The following is an 18,553-nucleotide window of genomic DNA, read 5'->3' as shown; positions in this document are numbered from 1 at the left end:
TCGGGTTATTTCTTCTGCATAATGATTTCGATTTCGTCAATCTCTTTCGGCGCGGCGCTGGTCAGCACTTTGTTGCCGTATTCGGTAATCAGGATATTATCCTCAATCCGCACGCCGATGCCTTGATATGGCGCAGGAATTTCGCTGTTACGGCTTAAATACAGCCCCGGTTCCACCGTCAGCACCATGCCGACCGCTAAAGTGCGGTCGCGGTTTTCGCCGTAATGTCCGACATCATGCACGTCCAAGCCGAGCCAATGCCCCAAGCCGTGCATATAAAACGGCAGATAGGCTTTGTCGGCAATCAGCTGTTCGACCTCGCCGTGCAAAATGCCCAATTCGATCAAACCGGTGACTTTAATTTTCAGCACTTCCCGATTGACTTGATAAATGCTCGCGCCCGGCACCAACAGCTCGATTGCGCGTTTTTGCGCTTTCAATACCACCTCATAAACCGCTCTTTGCGCCGGACTGAATTGTCCGTTGACCGGAAAAGTGCGGGTGATATCACCGGCATACATCGCAAATTCGCAGCCGGCATCGATCAGCACCAATTCGCCGTCTTTCAGCAGTTGATCATTTTCGGTGTAGTGCAAAATGCAGGCGTTTTCACCGCCGGCGACAATGCTGTTGTAAGCGGCAAAACGTGCGCCGTGGCGGTTGAATTCGTGCAGCATTTCGCTTTCCAATTCGTATTCGTAACGGTTGGGCCGTGCTTGCTGCATGGCGCGCAAATGGGCGAGGGCGGAGATTTGTCCGGCTTGCTGCAACAGCGCCACTTCATATTCCGATTTGAACAGCCGCATTTCGTCCAACAAGGGTCGCCAGTCGTTCAGTTGCGGCGGCGCATTCAAGCCTTGCCGCTGATGTTCGCGCGCATAACGCAAACTGTCACGCACGATTTGATCGCCCCAGCGTTGCAGATCGTCGGCGTGATAAAGTGCGGTCGAGCCGCTTAATAAACGGGGCAGTTCGCTGCCGATTTGCTCAATCGAATAGGCCTGATCCACATTTAAAGCCGTCGGCGCATTGTCAACGCCCAAACGGCGACCGTTCCAGGTTTCCAGCAGCGGATCGGACGGACGCAGAAAAACCGCACTTTGGCTTTCGCCGTCGTGTTTTAACAGCAACAGCGCCGAATCCGGTTCGTTAAAACCGGTTAAATACCAAAAATAGCTGTCTTGGCGGAACGGGTAGTGGCTGTCGGCGTTGCGTTGTTTCTCCTGCGCAGAGAACACGATCAGTGCGCTGTTGTCCGCCAGCTGCGCCAGCAGGCGTTGGCGCCGTTGTTGAAATTCGCTGCTGGGCAGCGCGGCTAAATAGGTTAAATCCATAGTGATAGCGCCGTTTTAGTGTAGGGTTTTCGATGGCGTTTCGCTTTTCGAATGAAATTCGGAATAGAAAAACATGGCAATCGCACGCACATATTCGCTGATTTCGGTCAAGGCAACGTCCAGTTCTTCCTGATCGTCGCTTTCATCGTAGCCTAAGTTGGCGATGTCATTCAGATCGCCGAGCGCTTCCTTCACTTCTTCGCCTTCCTGATCCAAATAGGGTTTTGCCAGTGCAAGGCCGAGCAAAAAGTGGCTAACCCATTCCGACAGCGAATCGGCACGGCTGAACAGTGTTTTTTCATCTAACCAAAGTTCGAAAGCGAAATCGCCTTCGTCGGACAATTCGGCATTAATGCTTTGGTGCAACTGTTCCAGACTCGGGATTAATGCGCTTGGATAGGCATGGCCGTCGTTAGTGAATTGATAAGTCAGGCTTTTCCAGTTGTCGTTCTGTAAACCGCCGCACAGCAGTCCGCTGAGAAAGCCGTGCAGCTCGGCGGCATTCATGCCGATTTGGTGAGATTGAAGTAATTGGTTGAATTGTTGGTAGTCTAGGTTTTTTGTCATAGTCGTTTCCCTGATAAGTTGCGCTTATTTTAGCATTCAAAGCGAATGACGACCAAGAAAACAATTTTTGTCTATGGTGAAAATCACAGACTATGGCATAATAATCGCTACTTTTTTATAAAATGTGTTATCAGCAAGTCACGGGGTCAGCAGATGTCTAAAAATATCGAATTACATATTTTTGGTCAGGTTTTACGATTAAATTGTCCGGAAGAACAGCAAGATGCCTTGCGAGCCGCCGCTTCTCAGTTGGAAGAGCGGGTCGGTGAACTGAAGGAGCGCACCGGTATTTTGCAATTGGATCGGATTTTGTCGATTGTGGCACTGAATTTGACGTTTGAGTTGCAGCAGGAAAAGCAAAAAAGCTCGCAGCAGGACACGCTGATGACACGAATTCAACAGCTTGATACTTCTTTAAGCAATGCGCTGGCGGAAATCGGCAGCGATATGCAAATTTTAGGCAGATAGTCGTAAAAATGTGCGAGTGAGCACATTATCACGTTGTAACACTGGTGCTTTTTATCAAATTGAGCTAGTATCTAACTAACAGATTTCCTGGGGTGTGCGTCAGCGGATTAAGTCCCTGAGCCGATACTTAAATTTTATTGAGTCGGTCCCCCACTGTCGGTGTGCATGCTCGGTTCGGCCGAGAAGCCTGAAGACGGTATGACTGGCTCCCTTGAACCGTAGGGTTCAAGGACCGATTATTCGCAACGGCACCCCGGGTTCCTTTCTTCATTTCTACTCATCACAAGCAGCGATTATGACTCTTGGCACTATCGTTTCGAATATGGCTTCATCGGTTCAGGCACAACGCCGCCAAATCCGCCGCCGAATGCAGGCGCAGCGGCAACAGTTGAGCATCGAACAGCAGCAACAAGCCGAACGGCGCATTTGTGAACAGGCATTGGCGCTGATCGAACGGCGTAAAGCGCAGACCATTGCATTGTATTTAGCGTTTAACGGTGAGGTTTCGACCGCACTTTTGATTGAAAAACTGTGGCAAGCGGGCAAAACCGTGTGTTTGCCGCGCCTGCACCCGTTTGCCGCCGGACATTTGCTGTTCTTTCGTTACCAGCCTGATTCGGTACTGCAAGCCAATGTGTTTTCTATCCCTGAACCGGCGTTGGATCTCACGACGCTGATTCCGCAAGCCGAACTGGATATGATTTTTACGCCGCTGGTGGCGTTTGATAAGCAAGGCAACCGCTTGGGTATGGGCGGCGGTTTTTATGACCGCACTTTGCAGCATTGGCAACGCAAAAATTTTCTTCCGGTCGGCTTGGCGCACCGCTGTCAAGAGGTCGAACAACTGCCGATTGAAGAGTGGGACGTGCCGTTGGCACAGATTTTGGTCGGCTAGGTAATCCGCATTCTCTAAGCAGATTACCTTAGCAACTGATCGTTATTTTACTGCTATTTTACTTCGCCGACCAACGCCAAAAATGCGTCCTCCGACAGCACTGTCACGCCCAATTCTTGCGCTTTTACCAATTTGGAACCGGCTTTTTCGCCGGCGATCAGGTAATCGGTTTTGGCGGAAACGCTGCCACTGACTTTGCAGCCGAATTGTTGTAAATAGGCTTTGGCTTGATCGCGTGACATTTGGGTCAGCGTGCCGGTCAGCACCACGCTTTTCCCTTTCAACGGATTATCGCCAATCTCTTTTTCTTCGATGGCGTCCCAATGAATCCCTTGTGCCAGTAAATCGTCCACCACGCTGACGTTGTGTTCTTCCTGCCAAAACAGATAGACCCGCATGGCAACCACGTCGCCGACATCTTGCACCGCTTTCAACTGCTCTTGATCAGCGGCACGGATTGCCTCGAGGGTTTTAAAATGGTTAGCCAGATTCTGTGCGGTGGCTTCGCCGACATCACGAATGCCGAGTGAAAAAATGAAGCGTGCCAGCGTGGTTTTCTTTGCTTTTTCCAAGCTGTTCAGTGCATTTTGCGCCGATTTTTCCCCCATACGTTCCAAACGCATTAAGGTGATCCGATCCAAACGGAACAGATCCGCCGGTGTGTGCAGCAGTTCGCGATCAACCAACTGCTCGATCAGTTTATCGCCCACGCCGTCAATATCCATTGCTTTGCGCGAAACAAAATGTTTCAGCGCTTCTTTGCGTTGGGCGTCGCAGAACAGACCGCCGGTGCAGCGCGCGACTGCTTCACCGTCAATCCGTACAATCGCCGAACCGCATACCGGACAGTTCTGCGGAAAGGTAATGGGTTTGGCATCGGCAGGGCGGCGCTCTAAGAGTACACCGGTGATTTGCGGAATCACATCGCCGGCACGGCGGATAATCACGGTGTCGCCGATCGCTACGCCCAGCCGTTCGATTTCATCACCGTTATGCAGGGTGGCGTTGCTGACGGTTACACCGGCGACAAACACCGGCTCCAGTTTGGCAACCGGCGTGATCGCACCGGTGCGCCCGACCTGAAACTCGACATCGTTCAACACGGTCAACTGCTCTTGTGCCGGAAATTTATAAGCGATTGCCCAACGCGGCGCTTTGGCAACAAAGCCCAGTTGCGTTTGCAGCGCAATCTGATTGACTTTTAACACCGTGCCGTCGATATCGTAGCCCAGACTATCGCGCTTTTTTGCAATCTGTTGATAATATGCCAACACTTCGGCGCTGCCTTGGCACAGGCGGATCTCTTTGTTGATCGGAATGCCGATCGATTGCAGCCATTGCAGCCGTTCGTAATGCGTGGGCGGCAGTTCGATGCCTTCGGAAATGCCGATGCTGTAAGCGTTTAAACTTAAATGGCGCTGGCGGGTTATTTTCGGATCCAGTTGGCGCAGCGAGCCGGCGGCGGCATTACGCGGATTGGCAAAGGTTTTTTGTCCGTGTTGCAATGCGTCTTGATTCAATTGTTCGAAGGCGTGGTGCGGCATAAACACCTCACCGCGCACTTCCAACCGAGCCGGCGGTGTGTCGGTCAACAGTTGCAGCGGAATATTGCGAATGGTGCGGATATTGCCGGTGATATCCTCGCCGGTGGTGCCGTCGCCGCGGGTTGCCGCTTGGGTGAGTACGCCGTTGACGTATAAAATACTGACCGCCAAGCCGTCCAGTTTCGGTTCGCAGCAAAAGGTCAGTTCGTCGCTGTTGCCCAACCGCTCTTGAATACGGCGGTTGAACGCATGAAAATCGTCATCGGAAAATGCGTTATCCAGCGATAACATCGCCAGTTCGTGAGTGATTTGGCGAAAACCTGCCAGCGGTTTGGCGCCGACCCGTTGGGTTGGCGAGTCGGCGGTAATCAGTTCGGGGTTGTCGGCTTCGAGCTGTTTTAAGCGATTCATCAGCCGATCATATTCTGCGTCGGGCAGCTGCGGTTGATCGAGCACATGATACAGATATTCGTGGTGGCGCAATTGTTGGCGCAATTGTTCGATTTGGTGTGAAATGGTTTGTGTATTCATCATATTTTCTAAAAAAGACCGCACTTTTCAAAAGTGCGGTTTAGGTTATCGATCGGACTGGCAAATTGGAGATTAGCTAATCAGTGTTAAGTAGTAATCCTTTGAGATTTGGTCAAACGGCTGCCGCTTGTCGTTTAAGACTTGTCCGCCCAGCTGTTCCGCCAACGTTTGTGCGGCACGCAGTAGCAGGCGGAAATTGGCCAAATCGTTGCCCGGTGACGGCAGGTGCATAAACAGCACCAAACCGGCGGTGCGGAAGTCTGCCAAATTGTCCAAATCAAAAATGCCCGGGTTCATCATATTGGCGGCGCTGAACAGAATCGGCGAGTTGCTGTCCAGATCCAAGTGGCGGTGGTATAAGCTGTGTTGACCAAATAAAAAGCCGAGGCTTTCCAATGATTGAACCACTTGCACCCCTTGAAAACCTTGATTAGAGGAGGAGGCGACATACAGCACCAGGGTTTTGGGTTTTTCCGGCGTTGCGGCATGGACTTGCGCTTCTTCTGTTTTTGCTGTTTCGGCGGCGACTTGGGCGGCTTGTGCTGTCGGCAGAGTTACTTGGCTTGCCGGTTGCGGATTCAGCTGCGCACGCACGCTTTCAGCGGCAGTGGTAGGGCTGATCGGCGCATTTTCAATGGCCGGCTCCGCGAGGATAATTTTGTTTTGCTGGGTCGCTCTGGCCAGTTCTTCACGCAAAATACTGGAGGAGGTGTTAATCCCTTCTTCACTGTCGATTTCCTGCTCCAGATCGGCAATCGTGCGGTTGAGTAATGCAGAACGGGAAAGGGATTCTGCGCCGCTGTTGTTTGGCATAACCGCACTTGCGCTTTGTTGCGGTTGCTGCGCTTGTTGCGGCAGGGTAATCCGGATATTGCTGACGGCTTGTTCCACCGACACTTGCGGCTGTGGCGCTTGGGGCGAAAGCGTGTTTTCGGGCTCGGCGTATTCAGGTTCTAGTGCGGTTTGCACGGCGGAATGTTGCGGCGGCAGGTTGGACGCGGCGGTCGGCGTATGCTGATCAAGCAAATCGACACCCTCGGCTTTTTTGGCGTCATCGGTTCTGGAATCATAGGTAAAAGTATTCGCAGACTTAAACATTTGTGATTTTTCGCGTCGGCTCGACCACAAACCGTGCGCCACGAGAATAACCAAAATAAGTATGATGAGAACAATTAAAATGATATGTAAATCCATTATGAACCTATGCTTTAAAGTTGTTCCTGCTACATAAATGCTTGTGGCGATTTGTTAAAACGCACAAACGGAGATCGGTTTTGGTAGCTTATCATATTTTTTCGGCAAAGGAATATGTTTAGACCGACAAATCGTGTTGATGAGCGATTTAGCGAAAGAAAAGTTTCTACGGCTAAATTTGCTTTAACGCCGACAGTCACTTATAGTGAGCCGGCAAAGCAACAATAACCGGAGTGAGAGCAATAAACGATGTTTCAATCAGAATTCAGACAAGGACTAGAATATTTTTTACGCGGCTGGCATTTGATCACCCGTCCGGGATTACGCCGTTTCGTGGTAATGCCGATTTTAATTAATATTGTATTGTTGGTCGCCGTTTTTTGGCTGATGCTGGGACAAATCGGCAGCTTTGCCCTGTGGGCGGTCAGTTTTGTGCCCGGCTGGCTTGATTGGATCAGCTATCTGATCTATATCTTGGCGATCATTTCAATCTTGATCATCTTTTTCTTTATTTTCAACTTATTAGCCGGTTTTATTGCCGCACCGTTTAACGGTATTCTGGCGGAAAAAGTCGAAAGATTGCTGACCGGAGAGAGCAGCGAAGAGAATTTGGGTGCAATGGATTTAATTAAAGACACGCCGCGCATGCTGCGACGGGAGTGGCAGAAGTTCGTCTATTCCTTTCCGAAATTTCTCGGTTTATTCGTCTTGAGCTTCGTGCCGGGCATCGGACAAACCGTGATTCCACCGCTGTTTTTTCTATACGGGGCGTGGATGGCGGCGATTCAATATTGCGATTATCCGTTTGATAACCACAAAATTTCGTTTATGCGAATGCGTTACCAACTGGCGGAAAAACGCAGCTTGAATCTGACGTTCGGCGGTTTGGTGTCGGTGTGTACGTTTATTCCGTTTGTGAATTTCATCATTATTCCGGTCGCAGTTTGCGGCGCAACCGCACTTTGGGTCGATCACTACCGACCGATGGCGGATCCGGATTTTAATGCGAACAGCGGCAGCAACGGCAACGGCAACGGCAACGGTGTCGTGGCAAACCGCACGTCAAGCCAAGTCAGCACCGAACGGCGCAGCGGCGATTTATCGCAATAATCAGTAGCGGAGTTTTATCGCAACAAATAACCGCAGGTTATAAAGTATAACGATAAACCATTACTTTTTTACTAAAAAAGCGATTATGCTCTAACCATCGTTTTTTACCGTTCATTAGATCAGACAGAGGTTAACATGACAATTTTTGCAGATAATTCCCAAACTATCGGTAACACACCGTTAGTCCGTTTAAAAAATTTCGGCAACAACGGCAATATCTTAGCCAAAATCGAATCGCGTAATCCGAGCTTCAGCGTGAAATGCCGTATCGGCGCCAACATGGTATGGCAGGCTGAAAAAGACGGTACGTTAACCAAAGAAAAGGAGATCGTCGATGCGACCAGCGGTAATACCGGTATCGCATTGGCTTATGTGGCGGCGGCGCGCGGTTATAAAATCACATTGACCATGCCGGAAACCATGAGCTTGGAACGTAAACGTTTGTTGAAAGGGCTGGGCGTTAATTTGGTGCTGACCGAAGGCGCCAAAGGCATGAAAGGGGCGATTGCCAAAGCGGAAGAGATCGCCGCCTCTGATCCGAACCGTTATATCATTTTGAAACAATTTGAGAATCCGGCGAATCCGAATATTCATCAGCAAACCACCGGACCGGAAATTTGGCACGCAACCGAAGGAAAAGTGGACGTGCTGGTTGCCGGTGTCGGCACCGGCGGCACGATTACCGGTGTCAGCCGCGCAATCAAACAGGATTTCGGCAAAGCGATCACTTCGGTTGCGGTCGAACCGGCTGAATCGCCGGTGATCACGCAAACCCGTAACGGCGAAGAAGTCAAACCGGGTCCGCATAAAATTCAAGGGATCGGTGCCGGTTTTATTCCGAAAAATCTGGATTTGGCGCTGGTTGACCGTGTTGAAACCGTTGACAGCGAAACCGCGATTGCAACCGCACGCCGCTTAATGGCGGAAGAGGGCATTCTCGGCGGAATCTCTTCCGGTGCGGCGTTGGCAGCTGCGGATCGCCTCGCCAAATTGCCGGAATTCGCCGATAAATTAATTGTGGTTATTCTTCCGTCGGCTTCAGAACGCTACCTCAGCACCGCACTTTTTGACGGAATTGATGTTTAATTGAAATCACATACATAAATTGATATTTAATTTATACTCAAAAATAAGTATAATCGAATCCCTGAGCTGAAAACTCAGGGATTTTTTGTATCGGTAGTTGGCTAAAAACGAAATATCGCGGAAAGTATCGGGATAAAAAATCAGAGGCGTTGTCGTTTATTCTCAGGCTGAGCATAGCCGATAACATACAGCAAGCCTGACTTGCTATATCATCTTCAGGAGTTATACATTATGTTTCAATGGTTGTTTCAACAAACCGATCCGAGCCGCCGCCGTTATGGTGTGGCATTATTTGCCGGTATCATCGGCGGAATTATCTCCGCTTTTGTCAAATGGGGCGCAGAGCACCCGTTTCCACCGCGCAGCCCGCTAGATCTATTTACCTCTGCCTGTAAAGATCCGTCACAAGCGTTAGAGGTTTGTTCTCGTGCATTTTTGAATCCGCCGCACGTTTTCTTGCGTGACTATTTGGGGATTGATCCGACCGAAGCGGTGTTTACTTTTGCTGACCATGCGTTCAACTGGATTGGTGTAACCCACATGATTTTCTCATTGGTTTTCGCTATCGGTTACTGCATTGTCGCCGAACGCTTCCCGAAAGTGAAATTATGGCAAGGTATCGCAGCCGGTATCGTCGCCAATATCTGTGTGCACTACATCACTTTTCCGCTGTTGGGCTTGACCCCGCCGGTTTCAGAATGGCCGTTGTATGAACATATTTCCGAACTGGTCGGTCACATCTTCTGGTTCTGGACCATCGAGGTGATCCGCCGTGATCTGCGTAACCGCATCACTCACGAACCGGATGCGGAAGTGCCGTTAGAGGCTCCGTTCCGTTAACCATCGGGCATGGTTGAAAAACAAAAAATCCGAGCGTTTGCCCGGATTTTTTTATGCTTTGTTTTTACAAAAATAGTCGAATTACGGTAAGTAACGAATCACATTGAGTAAGGTAAAAGCAATGGTAACGCCAAACAGAACGCTTAGTGTAGCGACTTCGGCAAGCATGTTTTTGGTTTTTTGTGACATAATAAGCTCCGCTAAAAATACGTTTTCGCAGCTATTATACAGCTATTTTTGTGATCTGGATCACATTTTAAGAAAAATTATGCAGCAATGTTGAAGGATAAAACTGTTTTTTAAAATAATCCTCAACCGATTCAATCACTAACGGACTTCTCGCGCCTTGTCCGGGCTGTCGGATATAATCCTGAAATTCTTGCCGGCTTAACCATAAGCCGCGAATAATATCGCTGTCGTGCGGGGTGATTGCGCAGCACTGTTCCAATTCCAACACAAAAGTAAAACGCAAAAAATCGGTATTGTCGGCCGGCGCGCGCCATTGATAGATTTTGAGTAAATGGCGGATTTGCACATTTTTAATGCCGGTTTCTTCCCACAATTCACGCAGCATGCCGTCGAGCAGGCTTTCGTCTTTCTCCAGATGTCCGGCGGGTTGGTTGAGAGTCAAAATACCGTTATCCCATTCTTCGACAAAGAGAAATTTTCCTTGGCAGTGGACGACACAGGCGAGGGTAATATTCGGTTTATGCATGCTAACCTCTTGAATTATAAATTAAGTTGTTTGAACAACCGCACTTTTTCCGCTTCGCTCAACGTACGGTATTCACCGCTGTTTAACCCGTACAAGTTAAAACCGGCGGTTTCGGCGCGGATTAAACGCAGGGTCGGGCAGCCGATATGGGCGGTCATGCGCCGTACTTGGCGATTACGGCCTTCGTGGATTTGCAGCTCCAACCAGCAGGTCGGAATGCTTTTCCGTTGCCGAATCGGTGGAATGCGCTCCCATAATCCCGTCGGTTCGGGGATCAACCGCACTTTGGCAGGCAAGGTTTTGCCGTCGTTTAACATCACCCCCTGCCGCAAGGCGCAAAGTGCGGTTTCATCGGGGATATTTTCCACTTGCACCCAATAGGTTTTTGCCAATTTAAACTTCGGATCGGTCAACCGGTGTTGCAACTTGCCGTTGTTGGTCAGCAGCAGCAAGCCTTCGCTGTCGCGATCCAAACGTCCGGCAGGATATACCGCTTTCAGTGCAATGTAATCCTTTAAGGTTCGGCGCTGTTGATCGTCGCTGAACTGGGTCAACACGTCGAACGGTTTGTTAAATAAAACCACTTCGGTTTGCGCGGCACTGAGGGTGACGGCAGGTTGGCGACCTGAATGCGGCTTGGATTTGCAGAACTCAGGTTTGCGGAAAGTGCGGTTCGAGGTGTTGGATTTGCGCATAATGTTAAAAAATTATTAAATATTTTGTTAAAGTGTGATATGAATAAAAGAAATAATCTGAGAAAAGCTATACTATCTTAACGCTTGAAGATAGTATATTTTTATCGACGATAACCCTCACCAAAAAACGGAATAAAGGAGCAGATATGCAAAGTAAAGTCGTTGTCCCTACGCAAGGAACCAAAATTACGCTGGAAAACGGGCGGTTAAATGTGCCGAATAATCCGATCATTCCGTTTATCGAAGGGGACGGAATCGGCGTTGACGTGACGCCGGCAATGCGTTTGGTGCTGGACGCGGCGGTGGCAAAAGCCTACGGCGGTGCGCGCAAAATCGAGTGGATGGAAGTGTACACCGGCGAAAAATCAACCAAAGTGTACGGTGAAAACGAGTGGTTGCCGCAAGAAACGCTGGATTTGATTAAAGCATATCGGGTGGCGATTAAAGGGCCGTTGACCACGCCGATCGGTGGCGGTATCCGTTCGTTAAACGTGGCGTTGCGCCAATTGCTGGATTTGTATATCTGTTTGCGGCCGGTGCGTTACTATGACGGCACGCCGAGTCCGTTGAAGCATCCGGAATATACCGATATGGTGATTTTCCGTGAAAATTCCGAAGATATTTATGCCGGTGTCGAATGGCGGGCAGGTACGCCGGAAGCGGAGAAAGTGATTGATTTCCTGACCAAACAGATGGGCGTCACTAAAATCCGTTTCACCGACGAGTGCGGCATCGGTATCAAACCGACTTCAAAAGCCGGAACGCAACGCTTGGTGCGCGCGGCGATCCAATATGCGATCGACAACGATCGTGAAGTGGTCACGCTGGTGCATAAAGGCAACATCATGAAATTCACCGAAGGCGCATTCAAAAGCTGGGGCTATGAGGTTGCCAAAGAAGAATTTGGCGCAGAGCTGTTAGACGGCGGACCGTGGATGAGTTTCAAAAATCCGAAGAGCGGTAAAACCATCACCGTCAACGACGTTATCGCCGATGCGTTCCTGCAACAAATCTTACTACGCCCGAAAGAGTATGACGTAATCGCTACCATGAACCTGAACGGCGACTATATTTCCGATGCGTTGGCGGCGCAAGTGGGCGGAATCGGCATCGCCCCGGGGGCGAATATCGGTGACGAATGCGCTATTTTCGAAGCCACGCACGGCACTGCGCCGAAATATGCCGGACAAGACAAAGTCAATCCGGGGTCTTTGATTCTGAGCGGCGAAATGATGTTACGCCATTTAGGGTGGGTCGAAGCGGCGGACTTGGTGGTCAGCGGCATGGAAAAAGCGATTTCCAACAAAACCGTCACCTACGATTTCGAGCGCCTGATGGACGGCGCAACGTTGCGCAGATGTTCCGAATTCGCACAGGATATTGTGGATAATATGTAATTTCCGACGGCAGACAGCAGCCACAATTCGATTAATCGGGTTGTGGCTTTTTTGTTGTGGGATTTGGTATCAGATTAAGGATAGCGTGGCGGATTAGCCCAACAGATACAGCAAATTGACACTCACCACGCCGAGTATCACGCTTAGTAAGGTGTTGCGCAGCCACATATAGCTGAGTAGCACCACGACGAGCGCAGCGCTTTCAAACAACAAGGCGGAAAAATCGGCGGAAAGTGCGGTGGGCACGCTGAGGCTGGCGAACAGCAAAATCAGCATGATACAGAGCGGTAAGGTTTGGTTCAGGCTTTGCAGCCAGCCGAGCTGTAACCAGCGTTGCGGCAAAAAGAGCGGTAGCGCACGGCAGAGAAAAATCGCCGCCGCCATGCCGAATAACGTCAGTAAAATATCAGGTGTCGTCATCAACGGCTTTCCTTGTGTAACTTGTCGTTCAATTGCAGGTTATAGCGGATTAAAATCACGAAAATGCAGCCCAAAATAGCAGCTAACATTACCCAATCGGCGGCAAAAATTTTGGCAGCAATAAAAGCGATTAAGGCAAGAAAAATCGGTGAAATTTGCCGCACTTGGCGATATTGCTCATAAGCCAAAATAATAAACAGGCACGGCAGGGCAAAAGCCAAGTGCGGTATCGCACCGGCCAGCTCCGCGCCGAGCAGGGCGCCGATCAGCGAAGCGGATACCCAGTAAAACTGGCACAACAAGTTAATGCGGGTAACGTTGTTTTGGCGCTGGTTTCTGTCTTGGCTGGATAGCAGAGCGTAACTTTCATCGGTGATCGCCGCGGTGGCGTACCAGCGTTTTAACCCGTGTTTCGGCAGATCCTGATGCAATGCCAACGTATAAAAAATTTGGCGCAGGCTGATCAGCAGCGTGCTGATCACGAGCGGAAAAAAGCCGGCGGCAGAGGCAAAGAGCGGTATTGCGGCATATTGCGCCGCGCCGGAATACACCAGCACGCTCAGCAAGACCACAAGCCACAGCGGTAAGCCGGCGCTAACGCCGAGAATGCCGTAGGCAATGCCGGCAGCGTAATAACCCATGGCAATGGGCAATGTCATTTTGATTAACGCGATCCACGTCTGTTGATTTGATGTTGCGGGAGCAGAGGTTTTCATGTTGCTGTTGTTTTGCGAATATTGTTATTTTGTCAATAAAAAGCTAGTCTAATCAAATCAAGTCACCTTGTCATTAATCAATTGGGGAAAACGGCATGCAAAGAGCGGTTATTTGGGGAAATTTGGCGCAAATGCCGCCGTTGTCCGAGCTGGAAAAGTATTTGCCCGCTCATCTGCTGCAAGCGGCTGACGGCAGTAATGCCCGCAGGCAGCAACGGCGGCGGTGCAGTATTCTGGCGCATTTTTTACTGGCCAAACTATTGGCGCATTTCCAACAACCGTTAGAATTGCTAACGCAAATTCAGCGCACCGCCAGCGGTCGCCCCTATTTTGCCGCCACGCCGCAGATTGATTTTAATATCAGCCACTCGGCGGATTGGGTGGCGGTGGTGATTGCGATTGCCGAGCAAGGCGAAAGTGCGGTTGCGGTGGCGATTGATATCGAAAGCCCGCAAAAAACACGCAATTTTAACGGCTTGCTGCGCTTTTATGCCTCCGAGCAGGAGCAACGCTGGTTCGCCGAACAACCATATGCCGAAGCGGCATTTTACCGCACTTGGTGTCCGCGCGAAGCGGTATTGAAATCGCAAGGGGTCGGGATTGTCAAACTGCGCTCGGTGATCCACCGCCCGGACAGGTTACAGATCGAATGTGCCTATGCGCCGCAAGGCAAGCTGTTTTTTAGCGACGAATTACCGTTTTATCTCGCCTATTTTTTACAACAAGACAATGAAAAAGCGCCGCAACTTTTTGCTTGGCACGATGACATGAATTCTGCTAACTTGACAAAACAGCTGATTTATCAAGTCAATTAGATAAGGAATAATGATGAGCGAGAACGAGAAAAACCGCCGACCGTTGGCGGTGCGCAACAGCCGCTGGGCGCAGGCGTTCGCCAAAAAACTGGCGCAACGCAATACCCCGACCCCGAATCAGATCTCCCTGCTGAGTATCGTATTTGCCTTACTCGGCGCAGTATTACTGGCGTTTTTACCCAACACTTTCGGCTTGATCCTGACCGCACTTTTGATCCAACTGCGTTTACTGTGTAATTTATTCGACGGCATGGTGGCGGTGGAGGGCGGTAAAAAAACCGCCAACGGTGCGCTGTACAATGAAATTCCCGATCGGGTGGCGGATTCGGTGTTGATTCTGGCACTCGGCTTTGCCGTCGGGCTGGCATGGCTCGGTTGGCTGGGCGCACTGTTGGCGGCGATTACCGCCTATATCCGTGTACTCGGCGGCTCGTTGGGATTGGAACAACGTTTTAGCGGTCCAATGGCAAAACAGCAGCGCATGGCGGTCTTAACCGCCGCTTGCCTGTTCGGCGCATTTGAATGGCTGCAATGGCAGAGCCAATATGCCTTATTCTTGGCATTACTGACGATTGTGCTCGGTTCGTTGCTGACCTGCGTGTTGCGCACCCACCAGATTTCTACCGAATTGGCGCAACAAGGGAGGTCACAATGATTACCAAATTATTAGCGGCACTAACCAAATTGCTGATCGGTGCGTATCCCTATTGGCGCAATAACCGTCCAAGCCCGCAGCAACGGCTCTATTTTGCCAACCATACCAGTCATTTAGACACGCTGGCGATTTGGTCGTCTTTCAGCGCGGAATATCGCAGCAAGATTCGCCCGGTGGCGGCAAAAGACTATTGGGATAAAGGTGGACTGCGCGGCTTGATTGCCAAGCGTGGTTTAAATGTGGTGCTGATCGATCGCGAGGGCAAAAGCGATGATCCGCTGCAACCGCTATATACCGCACTTGAGCAGGGCGATTCGTTGATTCTGTTTCCGGAGGGCACGCGTTCGCTGGAAAATAAACCGGCGGAATTTAAAGCCGGTTTGTACCATTTGAGCCAACGTTACCCGCAATTGGAACTCGTGCCGGTCTATTTGGACAATACCCAACGTAGCTTGCCGAAAGGGGCGTTTTTACCACTACCGTTCAGCTGTACGGTCACTTTCGGCGAGCCGTTAGTATGCGAGCCGAGTTGGGATAAAACCGAATTTTTACGCCAAGCCAGACAAGCGGTGATTGCCTTATCGCAACCGCTGCCATCAACGAAATAGGAGTCGCCGATGTGGAATGTATTGATTGAAACGCTTAACCGTATTCCGCACAAATTTTGGTGGGTACTGAGCGGAATGTTGGCATTATTGCTGATTGCGACGGTGATCGGGCGTTGGTTGGCGCATAAAAAAAGCGGTGAGGTGATTGAAAACCTGAATCACCGCATTAACGCTTGGTGGGGCATGGTGGCGATTTTGGTGCTGTGTTTTATCTTCGGCAAAGTGGCAACCTTAGTGTTATACGGCTTGCTCTCGTTTTTCGCCTTGCGCGAATTCATCACCCTGACCCCAACCCGTCGTGCCGATTATTGGGCGTTGGTGTTCTGTTTTTATATTGCCATTCCGTTGCAATATTGGCTGATCGGGATTGAATGGTACGGCTTATTTGTGATGTGTTTACCGGTGTATGGTTTCTTGATTCTGCCGGCAATTCAGGCATTATCCGGCGATACGCAGGCATTTTTCGAACGTACCACCAAAATCCAATGGGGCATGATGCTGACGATTTACTGCCTCAGTTACGCGCCGGCACTGTTATTGTTACAGAACTTGGAGTTTCAGGGGCAAGGCTTATTGCTGTTGATGTATCTGTTAATTGTGGTGCAGCTGAGTGATGTGTTTCAGTATGTGGTCGGTAAACTGTTTGGTAAACATAAACTTGCGCCAAAAGTCAGCCCGAGTAAAACCGTCGAGGGCTTGCTGGGCGGCGGTGCGTTGGCGGTGGCGGTCGGTACCGCACTTTGGTGGATCACGCCGTTCAGTATCGGTTATGCTGCGCTGTTTTCGTTAGTGATAGTGATTTGTGGCTTTCTCGGCGGTTTGTCATTGTCTGCGGTCAAACGCAGCATGGGCGCAAAAGATTGGGGCGTGATGATCTCAGGACATGGCGGCATTATGGATCGGATCGATTCAGTGCTTTTTGCCGCCCCGGTGTTTTTCCATCTGGTGCGTTATACCTATTTTTAATAGTCTATAACTCAAATTATAAAACAAACATCAACAGCCCCTAAAAAGTGCGGTCAAATATCAGACTTGACCGCACTTTATGACTTAAGGCTTAAAGAGATTACGCCAGCAGTTTATTGATGCGTTTGATAAACGCCGTCGGGTTTTCCAATGTACCGCGTTCGGACAGCATCGCTTGATCGAACAGCAACTCGATCCATTCGCCGAATTGCGTTTCGTCGCTGGTATCGGCGGTTTTCTTAACTAACGCGTGTTCCGGATTCAGCTCAAAGGTATATTTCACTTCCGGCACCGGTTGTCCGGCGGCAGCGAACAGTTTTGCCATTTGCGTGGTCATCTGATCGTTGTCGGTGGAGACAATTGCCGGCGTATCGCTTAAACGGTGAGTCAAGCGCACATCTTTGACGCGCTCGCCCAAGTAGCCTTTCACGCGCTCGATAAACGAACCGAATGCTTCATCTTGCGCTTTATGGCTCTCTTCCTGCTCTTTATCGGCTAAGTCGCCCAGATCCAAGTCGGATTTGGTGACCGATTGCAGCGGTTTGCCGTCAAATTCGTTGAAGTAACCCAACACCCACTCGTCGATGCGGTCGGACAGCAGTAATACTTCGATGCCTTTTTTATTAAACAGCTCTAAGTGCGGGCTGTTTTTGGCGGCGACATAGCTGTCGGCGGTGATGTAATAAATCGCTTTTTGCCCCTCTTTCATGCGTGCCACATACGCTTCCAGCGACACGTTTTGTTCGCTGCTGTCGTTGTGGGTGGAAGCGAAACGCAACAGTTTGGCGATCTCTTGCTGATTGGCGTGATCTTCCGCCAAACCCTCTTTCAGCACCAAACCGAACTCTTGCCAGAAGTTTTGGTATTTTTGTTTATCTTCATCTTTCGCCAATTTTTCAATCATGCCCAAGGCACGTTTGGTCAGGGCTTTGCGCAGCGCGGCGGTGACTTTGTTGTCTTGCAGAATTTCACGCGAGACATTCAACGGCAGATCGTTGGAATCGATCAAGCCTTTGACAAAACGCAGGTAGTTCGGCATAAACTGCTCGGCATCGTCCATGATAAACACCCGTTGCACATATAGTTTCAAGCCGTGTTTGTGTTCGCGGTTGAACAGATCCCAAGGGGCTTTTTCCGGCAGATAGAGCAGGCTGGTGTACTCTTGTTTGCCCTCGACGCGGTTGTGCGCCCACAATAGCGGATCGCTGAAGTCATGGCTGATGTGCTTATAGAACTCTTTATATTCATCGTCGCTGATGTCGGCTTTATTGCGTGTCCACAAGGCTTGCGCTTTGTTGATTTTTTCCCATTTCACGCCGCTTTCTTTGCCTTCGTCATCGAACTCTTTGACCAGCAACTCTACCGGCAGGTCGATATGGTCGGAATACTTGCTGATGATTTGGCGCAAACGCCAGTCGTCCAAAAATTCTTTTTCGTCGTCACGCAGGTGCAAGGTGATCTCGGTGCCGCGTTCGGCTTTTTCGATGTCGGCGACCTCATATTCGCCTTCGCCGGCAGACTGCCACAACACGCCCTGAACCGCACTTTCACCGGCGGCACGGCTTTTTACGATGACTTTGTCGGCAACGATAAAGGCAGAGTAGAAGCCCACGCCGAATTGTCCGATCAGTTTGCTGTCTTTGGCTTGATCGCTACCTAGGCTGCTTAAGAATTCTTTGGTGCCGGATTTGGCAATCGTGCCGAGGTGGTCGATGATTTGTTCGCGGTTCATACCGATGCCGTTGTCGCTGATGGTCAGCGTACCTTTGTCTTTATCGGCGCTGACCCGCACTTTCAGATCGCCGTCGCCTTCGTACAATTCCGGTGCGGACAGGGCTTTGAAGCGCAATTTATCCGCTGCGTCGGAGGCGTTGGAGATCAGCTCGCGCAGGAAAATTTCTTTGTTGGAATAGAGGGAGTGAATCATCAGTTGCAGTAACTGTTTGACTTCAGATTGAAAACCACGAGTTTCTTGATTGGTGCTCATTGTTATTTCC

General features: G+C 50.1%; 19 protein-coding genes and 1 other RNA gene. 11 read left to right on the top strand and 9 right to left on the bottom strand.

All coding sequences use genetic code 11. The features are described 5' to 3' along the window. Positions 1-5: 5 nt before the first annotated feature. Positions 6-1,334: a Xaa-Pro aminopeptidase gene (pepP, locus tag B8880_RS06760; protein ID WP_084256857.1), complete on the bottom strand. Its 1,329-nt coding sequence runs from the start codon at positions 1,332-1,334 to the stop codon at positions 6-8. A gap of 15 nt (positions 1,335-1,349) precedes the next feature. Next, the gene (locus B8880_RS06755) at positions 1,350-1,901 is read right to left on the bottom strand and encodes a YecA/YgfB family protein (protein WP_084256856.1); all 552 of its coding nucleotides are present in this window, start codon (positions 1,899-1,901) and stop codon (positions 1,350-1,352) included. Between the two features lie 153 nt (positions 1,902-2,054). Between B8880_RS06755 and B8880_RS06750 the strand changes: the two genes are divergently transcribed. The 3 genes from B8880_RS06750 to B8880_RS06740 all read left to right on the top strand — a co-directional run bounded on the left by B8880_RS06750 (position 2,055) and on the right by B8880_RS06740 (position 3,264). Then, positions 2,055-2,369, top strand: coding sequence for a cell division protein ZapA (locus B8880_RS06750; RefSeq protein ID WP_084256855.1), 315 nt, complete (start codon positions 2,055-2,057; stop codon positions 2,367-2,369). Between the two features lie 81 nt (positions 2,370-2,450). Further along, positions 2,451-2,633, top strand: a non-coding RNA gene (gene ssrS, locus B8880_RS06745) — 6S RNA. Between the two features lie 58 nt (positions 2,634-2,691). Next, positions 2,692-3,264 (top strand): 5-formyltetrahydrofolate cyclo-ligase, encoded by a 573-nt coding sequence (locus tag B8880_RS06740; protein WP_084256854.1) that lies wholly within the window; start codon positions 2,692-2,694, stop codon positions 3,262-3,264. A gap of 53 nt (positions 3,265-3,317) precedes the next feature. On the opposite strand, the gene ligA is transcribed toward B8880_RS06740, so the two are convergent. Both ligA and zipA read right to left on the bottom strand, forming a co-directional pair. Continuing rightward, positions 3,318-5,342: an NAD-dependent DNA ligase LigA gene (ligA, locus tag B8880_RS06735; RefSeq protein ID WP_115306336.1), complete on the bottom strand. Its 2,025-nt coding sequence runs from the start codon at positions 5,340-5,342 to the stop codon at positions 3,318-3,320. A 69-nt stretch (positions 5,343-5,411) separates the two neighbouring features. Beyond that, the gene (zipA, locus tag B8880_RS06730; RefSeq protein ID WP_084256852.1) at positions 5,412-6,533 is read right to left on the bottom strand and encodes a cell division protein ZipA; all 1,122 of its coding nucleotides are present in this window, start codon (positions 6,531-6,533) and stop codon (positions 5,412-5,414) included. A 249-nt stretch (positions 6,534-6,782) separates the two neighbouring features. Between zipA and cysZ the strand changes: the two genes are divergently transcribed. The 3 genes from cysZ to B8880_RS06715 all read left to right on the top strand — a co-directional run bounded on the left by cysZ (position 6,783) and on the right by B8880_RS06715 (position 9,569). Beyond that, complete coding sequence (gene cysZ, locus B8880_RS06725; protein ID WP_084256851.1) at positions 6,783-7,643, top strand: sulfate transporter CysZ; 861 nt, start codon at positions 6,783-6,785, stop codon at positions 7,641-7,643. Between the two features lie 135 nt (positions 7,644-7,778). After that, a complete protein-coding gene (gene cysK / locus B8880_RS06720) occupies positions 7,779-8,729 on the top strand; it encodes a cysteine synthase A (protein ID WP_084256850.1) in 951 nt (316 codons plus the stop codon). A gap of 231 nt (positions 8,730-8,960) precedes the next feature. Beyond that, positions 8,961-9,569: a YagU family protein gene (locus tag B8880_RS06715; RefSeq protein WP_084256849.1), complete on the top strand. Its 609-nt coding sequence runs from the start codon at positions 8,961-8,963 to the stop codon at positions 9,567-9,569. A gap of 256 nt (positions 9,570-9,825) precedes the next feature. Here B8880_RS06715 and B8880_RS06710 read toward each other — a convergent pair whose 3' ends face one another. After that, complete coding sequence (locus tag B8880_RS06710) at positions 9,826-10,284, bottom strand: NUDIX hydrolase (protein WP_084256848.1); 459 nt, start codon at positions 10,282-10,284, stop codon at positions 9,826-9,828. A gap of 14 nt (positions 10,285-10,298) precedes the next feature. Next, positions 10,299-10,979 carry a pseudouridine synthase gene (locus tag B8880_RS06705; protein ID WP_084256847.1) on the bottom strand — a complete coding sequence of 227 codons (681 nt, stop codon included), beginning with the start codon at positions 10,977-10,979 and terminating at the stop codon, positions 10,299-10,301. A gap of 146 nt (positions 10,980-11,125) precedes the next feature. On the opposite strand from B8880_RS06705, the gene icd reads away from it, so the two are divergent. Beyond that, positions 11,126-12,376: an NADP-dependent isocitrate dehydrogenase gene (gene icd, locus B8880_RS06700; protein ID WP_084256846.1), complete on the top strand. Its 1,251-nt coding sequence runs from the start codon at positions 11,126-11,128 to the stop codon at positions 12,374-12,376. A 93-nt stretch (positions 12,377-12,469) separates the two neighbouring features. On the opposite strand, the gene B8880_RS06695 is transcribed toward icd, so the two are convergent. Both B8880_RS06695 and B8880_RS06690 read right to left on the bottom strand, forming a co-directional pair. Further along, complete coding sequence (locus tag B8880_RS06695; RefSeq protein WP_084256845.1) at positions 12,470-12,796, bottom strand: AzlD domain-containing protein; 327 nt, start codon at positions 12,794-12,796, stop codon at positions 12,470-12,472. Further along, a complete protein-coding gene (locus B8880_RS06690) occupies positions 12,796-13,455 on the bottom strand; it encodes an AzlC family ABC transporter permease (RefSeq protein ID WP_159460732.1) in 660 nt (219 codons plus the stop codon). The genes B8880_RS06695 and B8880_RS06690 overlap by 1 nt, the downstream gene beginning before the upstream one ends. Positions 13,456-13,607: 152 nt before the next feature. Between B8880_RS06690 and B8880_RS06685 the strand changes: the two genes are divergently transcribed. Genes B8880_RS06685 through B8880_RS06670 form a run of 4 tightly spaced genes read left to right on the top strand, consistent with a single transcriptional unit; the run spans position 13,608 to position 16,556 of the window. After that, positions 13,608-14,327, top strand: coding sequence for a 4'-phosphopantetheinyl transferase family protein (locus B8880_RS06685; RefSeq protein WP_084256843.1), 720 nt, complete (start codon positions 13,608-13,610; stop codon positions 14,325-14,327). A gap of 13 nt (positions 14,328-14,340) precedes the next feature. Then, a complete protein-coding gene (locus B8880_RS06680) occupies positions 14,341-14,982 on the top strand; it encodes a CDP-alcohol phosphatidyltransferase family protein (protein WP_208610892.1) in 642 nt (213 codons plus the stop codon). Beyond that, the gene (locus B8880_RS06675; protein ID WP_084256841.1) at positions 14,979-15,590 is read left to right on the top strand and encodes a lysophospholipid acyltransferase family protein; all 612 of its coding nucleotides are present in this window, start codon (positions 14,979-14,981) and stop codon (positions 15,588-15,590) included. Before B8880_RS06680 ends, B8880_RS06675 begins: the two co-directional genes overlap by 4 nt. A gap of 9 nt (positions 15,591-15,599) precedes the next feature. Beyond that, positions 15,600-16,556 carry a phosphatidate cytidylyltransferase gene (locus B8880_RS06670; RefSeq protein WP_084256840.1) on the top strand — a complete coding sequence of 319 codons (957 nt, stop codon included), beginning with the start codon at positions 15,600-15,602 and terminating at the stop codon, positions 16,554-16,556. 100 nt (positions 16,557-16,656) lie between these two features. On the opposite strand, the gene htpG is transcribed toward B8880_RS06670, so the two are convergent. After that, on the bottom strand, positions 16,657-18,543 hold the full coding sequence (gene htpG, locus B8880_RS06665) for a molecular chaperone HtpG (protein WP_084256839.1): 1,887 nt from the start codon (positions 18,541-18,543) through the stop codon (positions 16,657-16,659). Between the last annotated feature and the right edge of the window lie 10 nt (positions 18,544-18,553).

The organism is Pasteurella testudinis DSM 23072, assembly GCF_900176075.1.
GTDB lineage: Bacteria > Pseudomonadota > Gammaproteobacteria > Enterobacterales > Pasteurellaceae > Chelonobacter > Chelonobacter testudinis.
Note: the sequence above shows the minus strand (reverse complement) of the source record. Positions and strands in the feature narration are given on the sequence as shown.

Excerpts from the sequence above, each read along its gene's own strand:
- pepP (WP_084256857.1), bottom strand. The coding sequence starts at position 1,334 with ATGGATTTAACCTATTTAGCCGCGCTGCCCAGCAGCGAATTTCAACAA.
- htpG (WP_084256839.1), bottom strand. The coding sequence starts at position 18,543 with ATGAGCACCAATCAAGAAACTCGTGGTTTTCAATCTGAAGTCAAACAG.
- zipA (WP_084256852.1), bottom strand. The coding sequence starts at position 6,533 with ATGGATTTACATATCATTTTAATTGTTCTCATCATACTTATTTTGGTT.
- B8880_RS06710 (WP_084256848.1), bottom strand. The coding sequence starts at position 10,284 with ATGCATAAACCGAATATTACCCTCGCCTGTGTCGTCCACTGCCAAGGA.
- B8880_RS06755 (WP_084256856.1), bottom strand. The coding sequence starts at position 1,901 with ATGACAAAAAACCTAGACTACCAACAATTCAACCAATTACTTCAATCT.
- B8880_RS06740 (WP_084256854.1), top strand. The coding sequence starts at position 2,692 with ATGGCTTCATCGGTTCAGGCACAACGCCGCCAAATCCGCCGCCGAATG.
- B8880_RS06715 (WP_084256849.1), top strand. The coding sequence starts at position 8,961 with ATGTTTCAATGGTTGTTTCAACAAACCGATCCGAGCCGCCGCCGTTAT.
- B8880_RS06695 (WP_084256845.1), bottom strand. The coding sequence starts at position 12,796 with ATGACGACACCTGATATTTTACTGACGTTATTCGGCATGGCGGCGGCG.
- B8880_RS06705 (WP_084256847.1), bottom strand. The coding sequence starts at position 10,979 with ATGCGCAAATCCAACACCTCGAACCGCACTTTCCGCAAACCTGAGTTC.
- ligA (WP_115306336.1), bottom strand. The coding sequence starts at position 5,342 with ATGATGAATACACAAACCATTTCACACCAAATCGAACAATTGCGCCAA.
- cysZ (WP_084256851.1), top strand. The coding sequence starts at position 6,783 with ATGTTTCAATCAGAATTCAGACAAGGACTAGAATATTTTTTACGCGGC.
- B8880_RS06680 (WP_208610892.1), top strand. The coding sequence starts at position 14,341 with ATGAGCGAGAACGAGAAAAACCGCCGACCGTTGGCGGTGCGCAACAGC.
- B8880_RS06675 (WP_084256841.1), top strand. The coding sequence starts at position 14,979 with ATGATTACCAAATTATTAGCGGCACTAACCAAATTGCTGATCGGTGCG.
- cysK (WP_084256850.1), top strand. The coding sequence starts at position 7,779 with ATGACAATTTTTGCAGATAATTCCCAAACTATCGGTAACACACCGTTA.
- icd (WP_084256846.1), top strand. The coding sequence starts at position 11,126 with ATGCAAAGTAAAGTCGTTGTCCCTACGCAAGGAACCAAAATTACGCTG.
- B8880_RS06750 (WP_084256855.1), top strand. The coding sequence starts at position 2,055 with ATGTCTAAAAATATCGAATTACATATTTTTGGTCAGGTTTTACGATTA.
- B8880_RS06690 (WP_159460732.1), bottom strand. The coding sequence starts at position 13,455 with ATGACATTGCCCATTGCCATGGGTTATTACGCTGCCGGCATTGCCTAC.
- B8880_RS06685 (WP_084256843.1), top strand. The coding sequence starts at position 13,608 with ATGCAAAGAGCGGTTATTTGGGGAAATTTGGCGCAAATGCCGCCGTTG.
- B8880_RS06670 (WP_084256840.1), top strand. The coding sequence starts at position 15,600 with ATGTGGAATGTATTGATTGAAACGCTTAACCGTATTCCGCACAAATTT.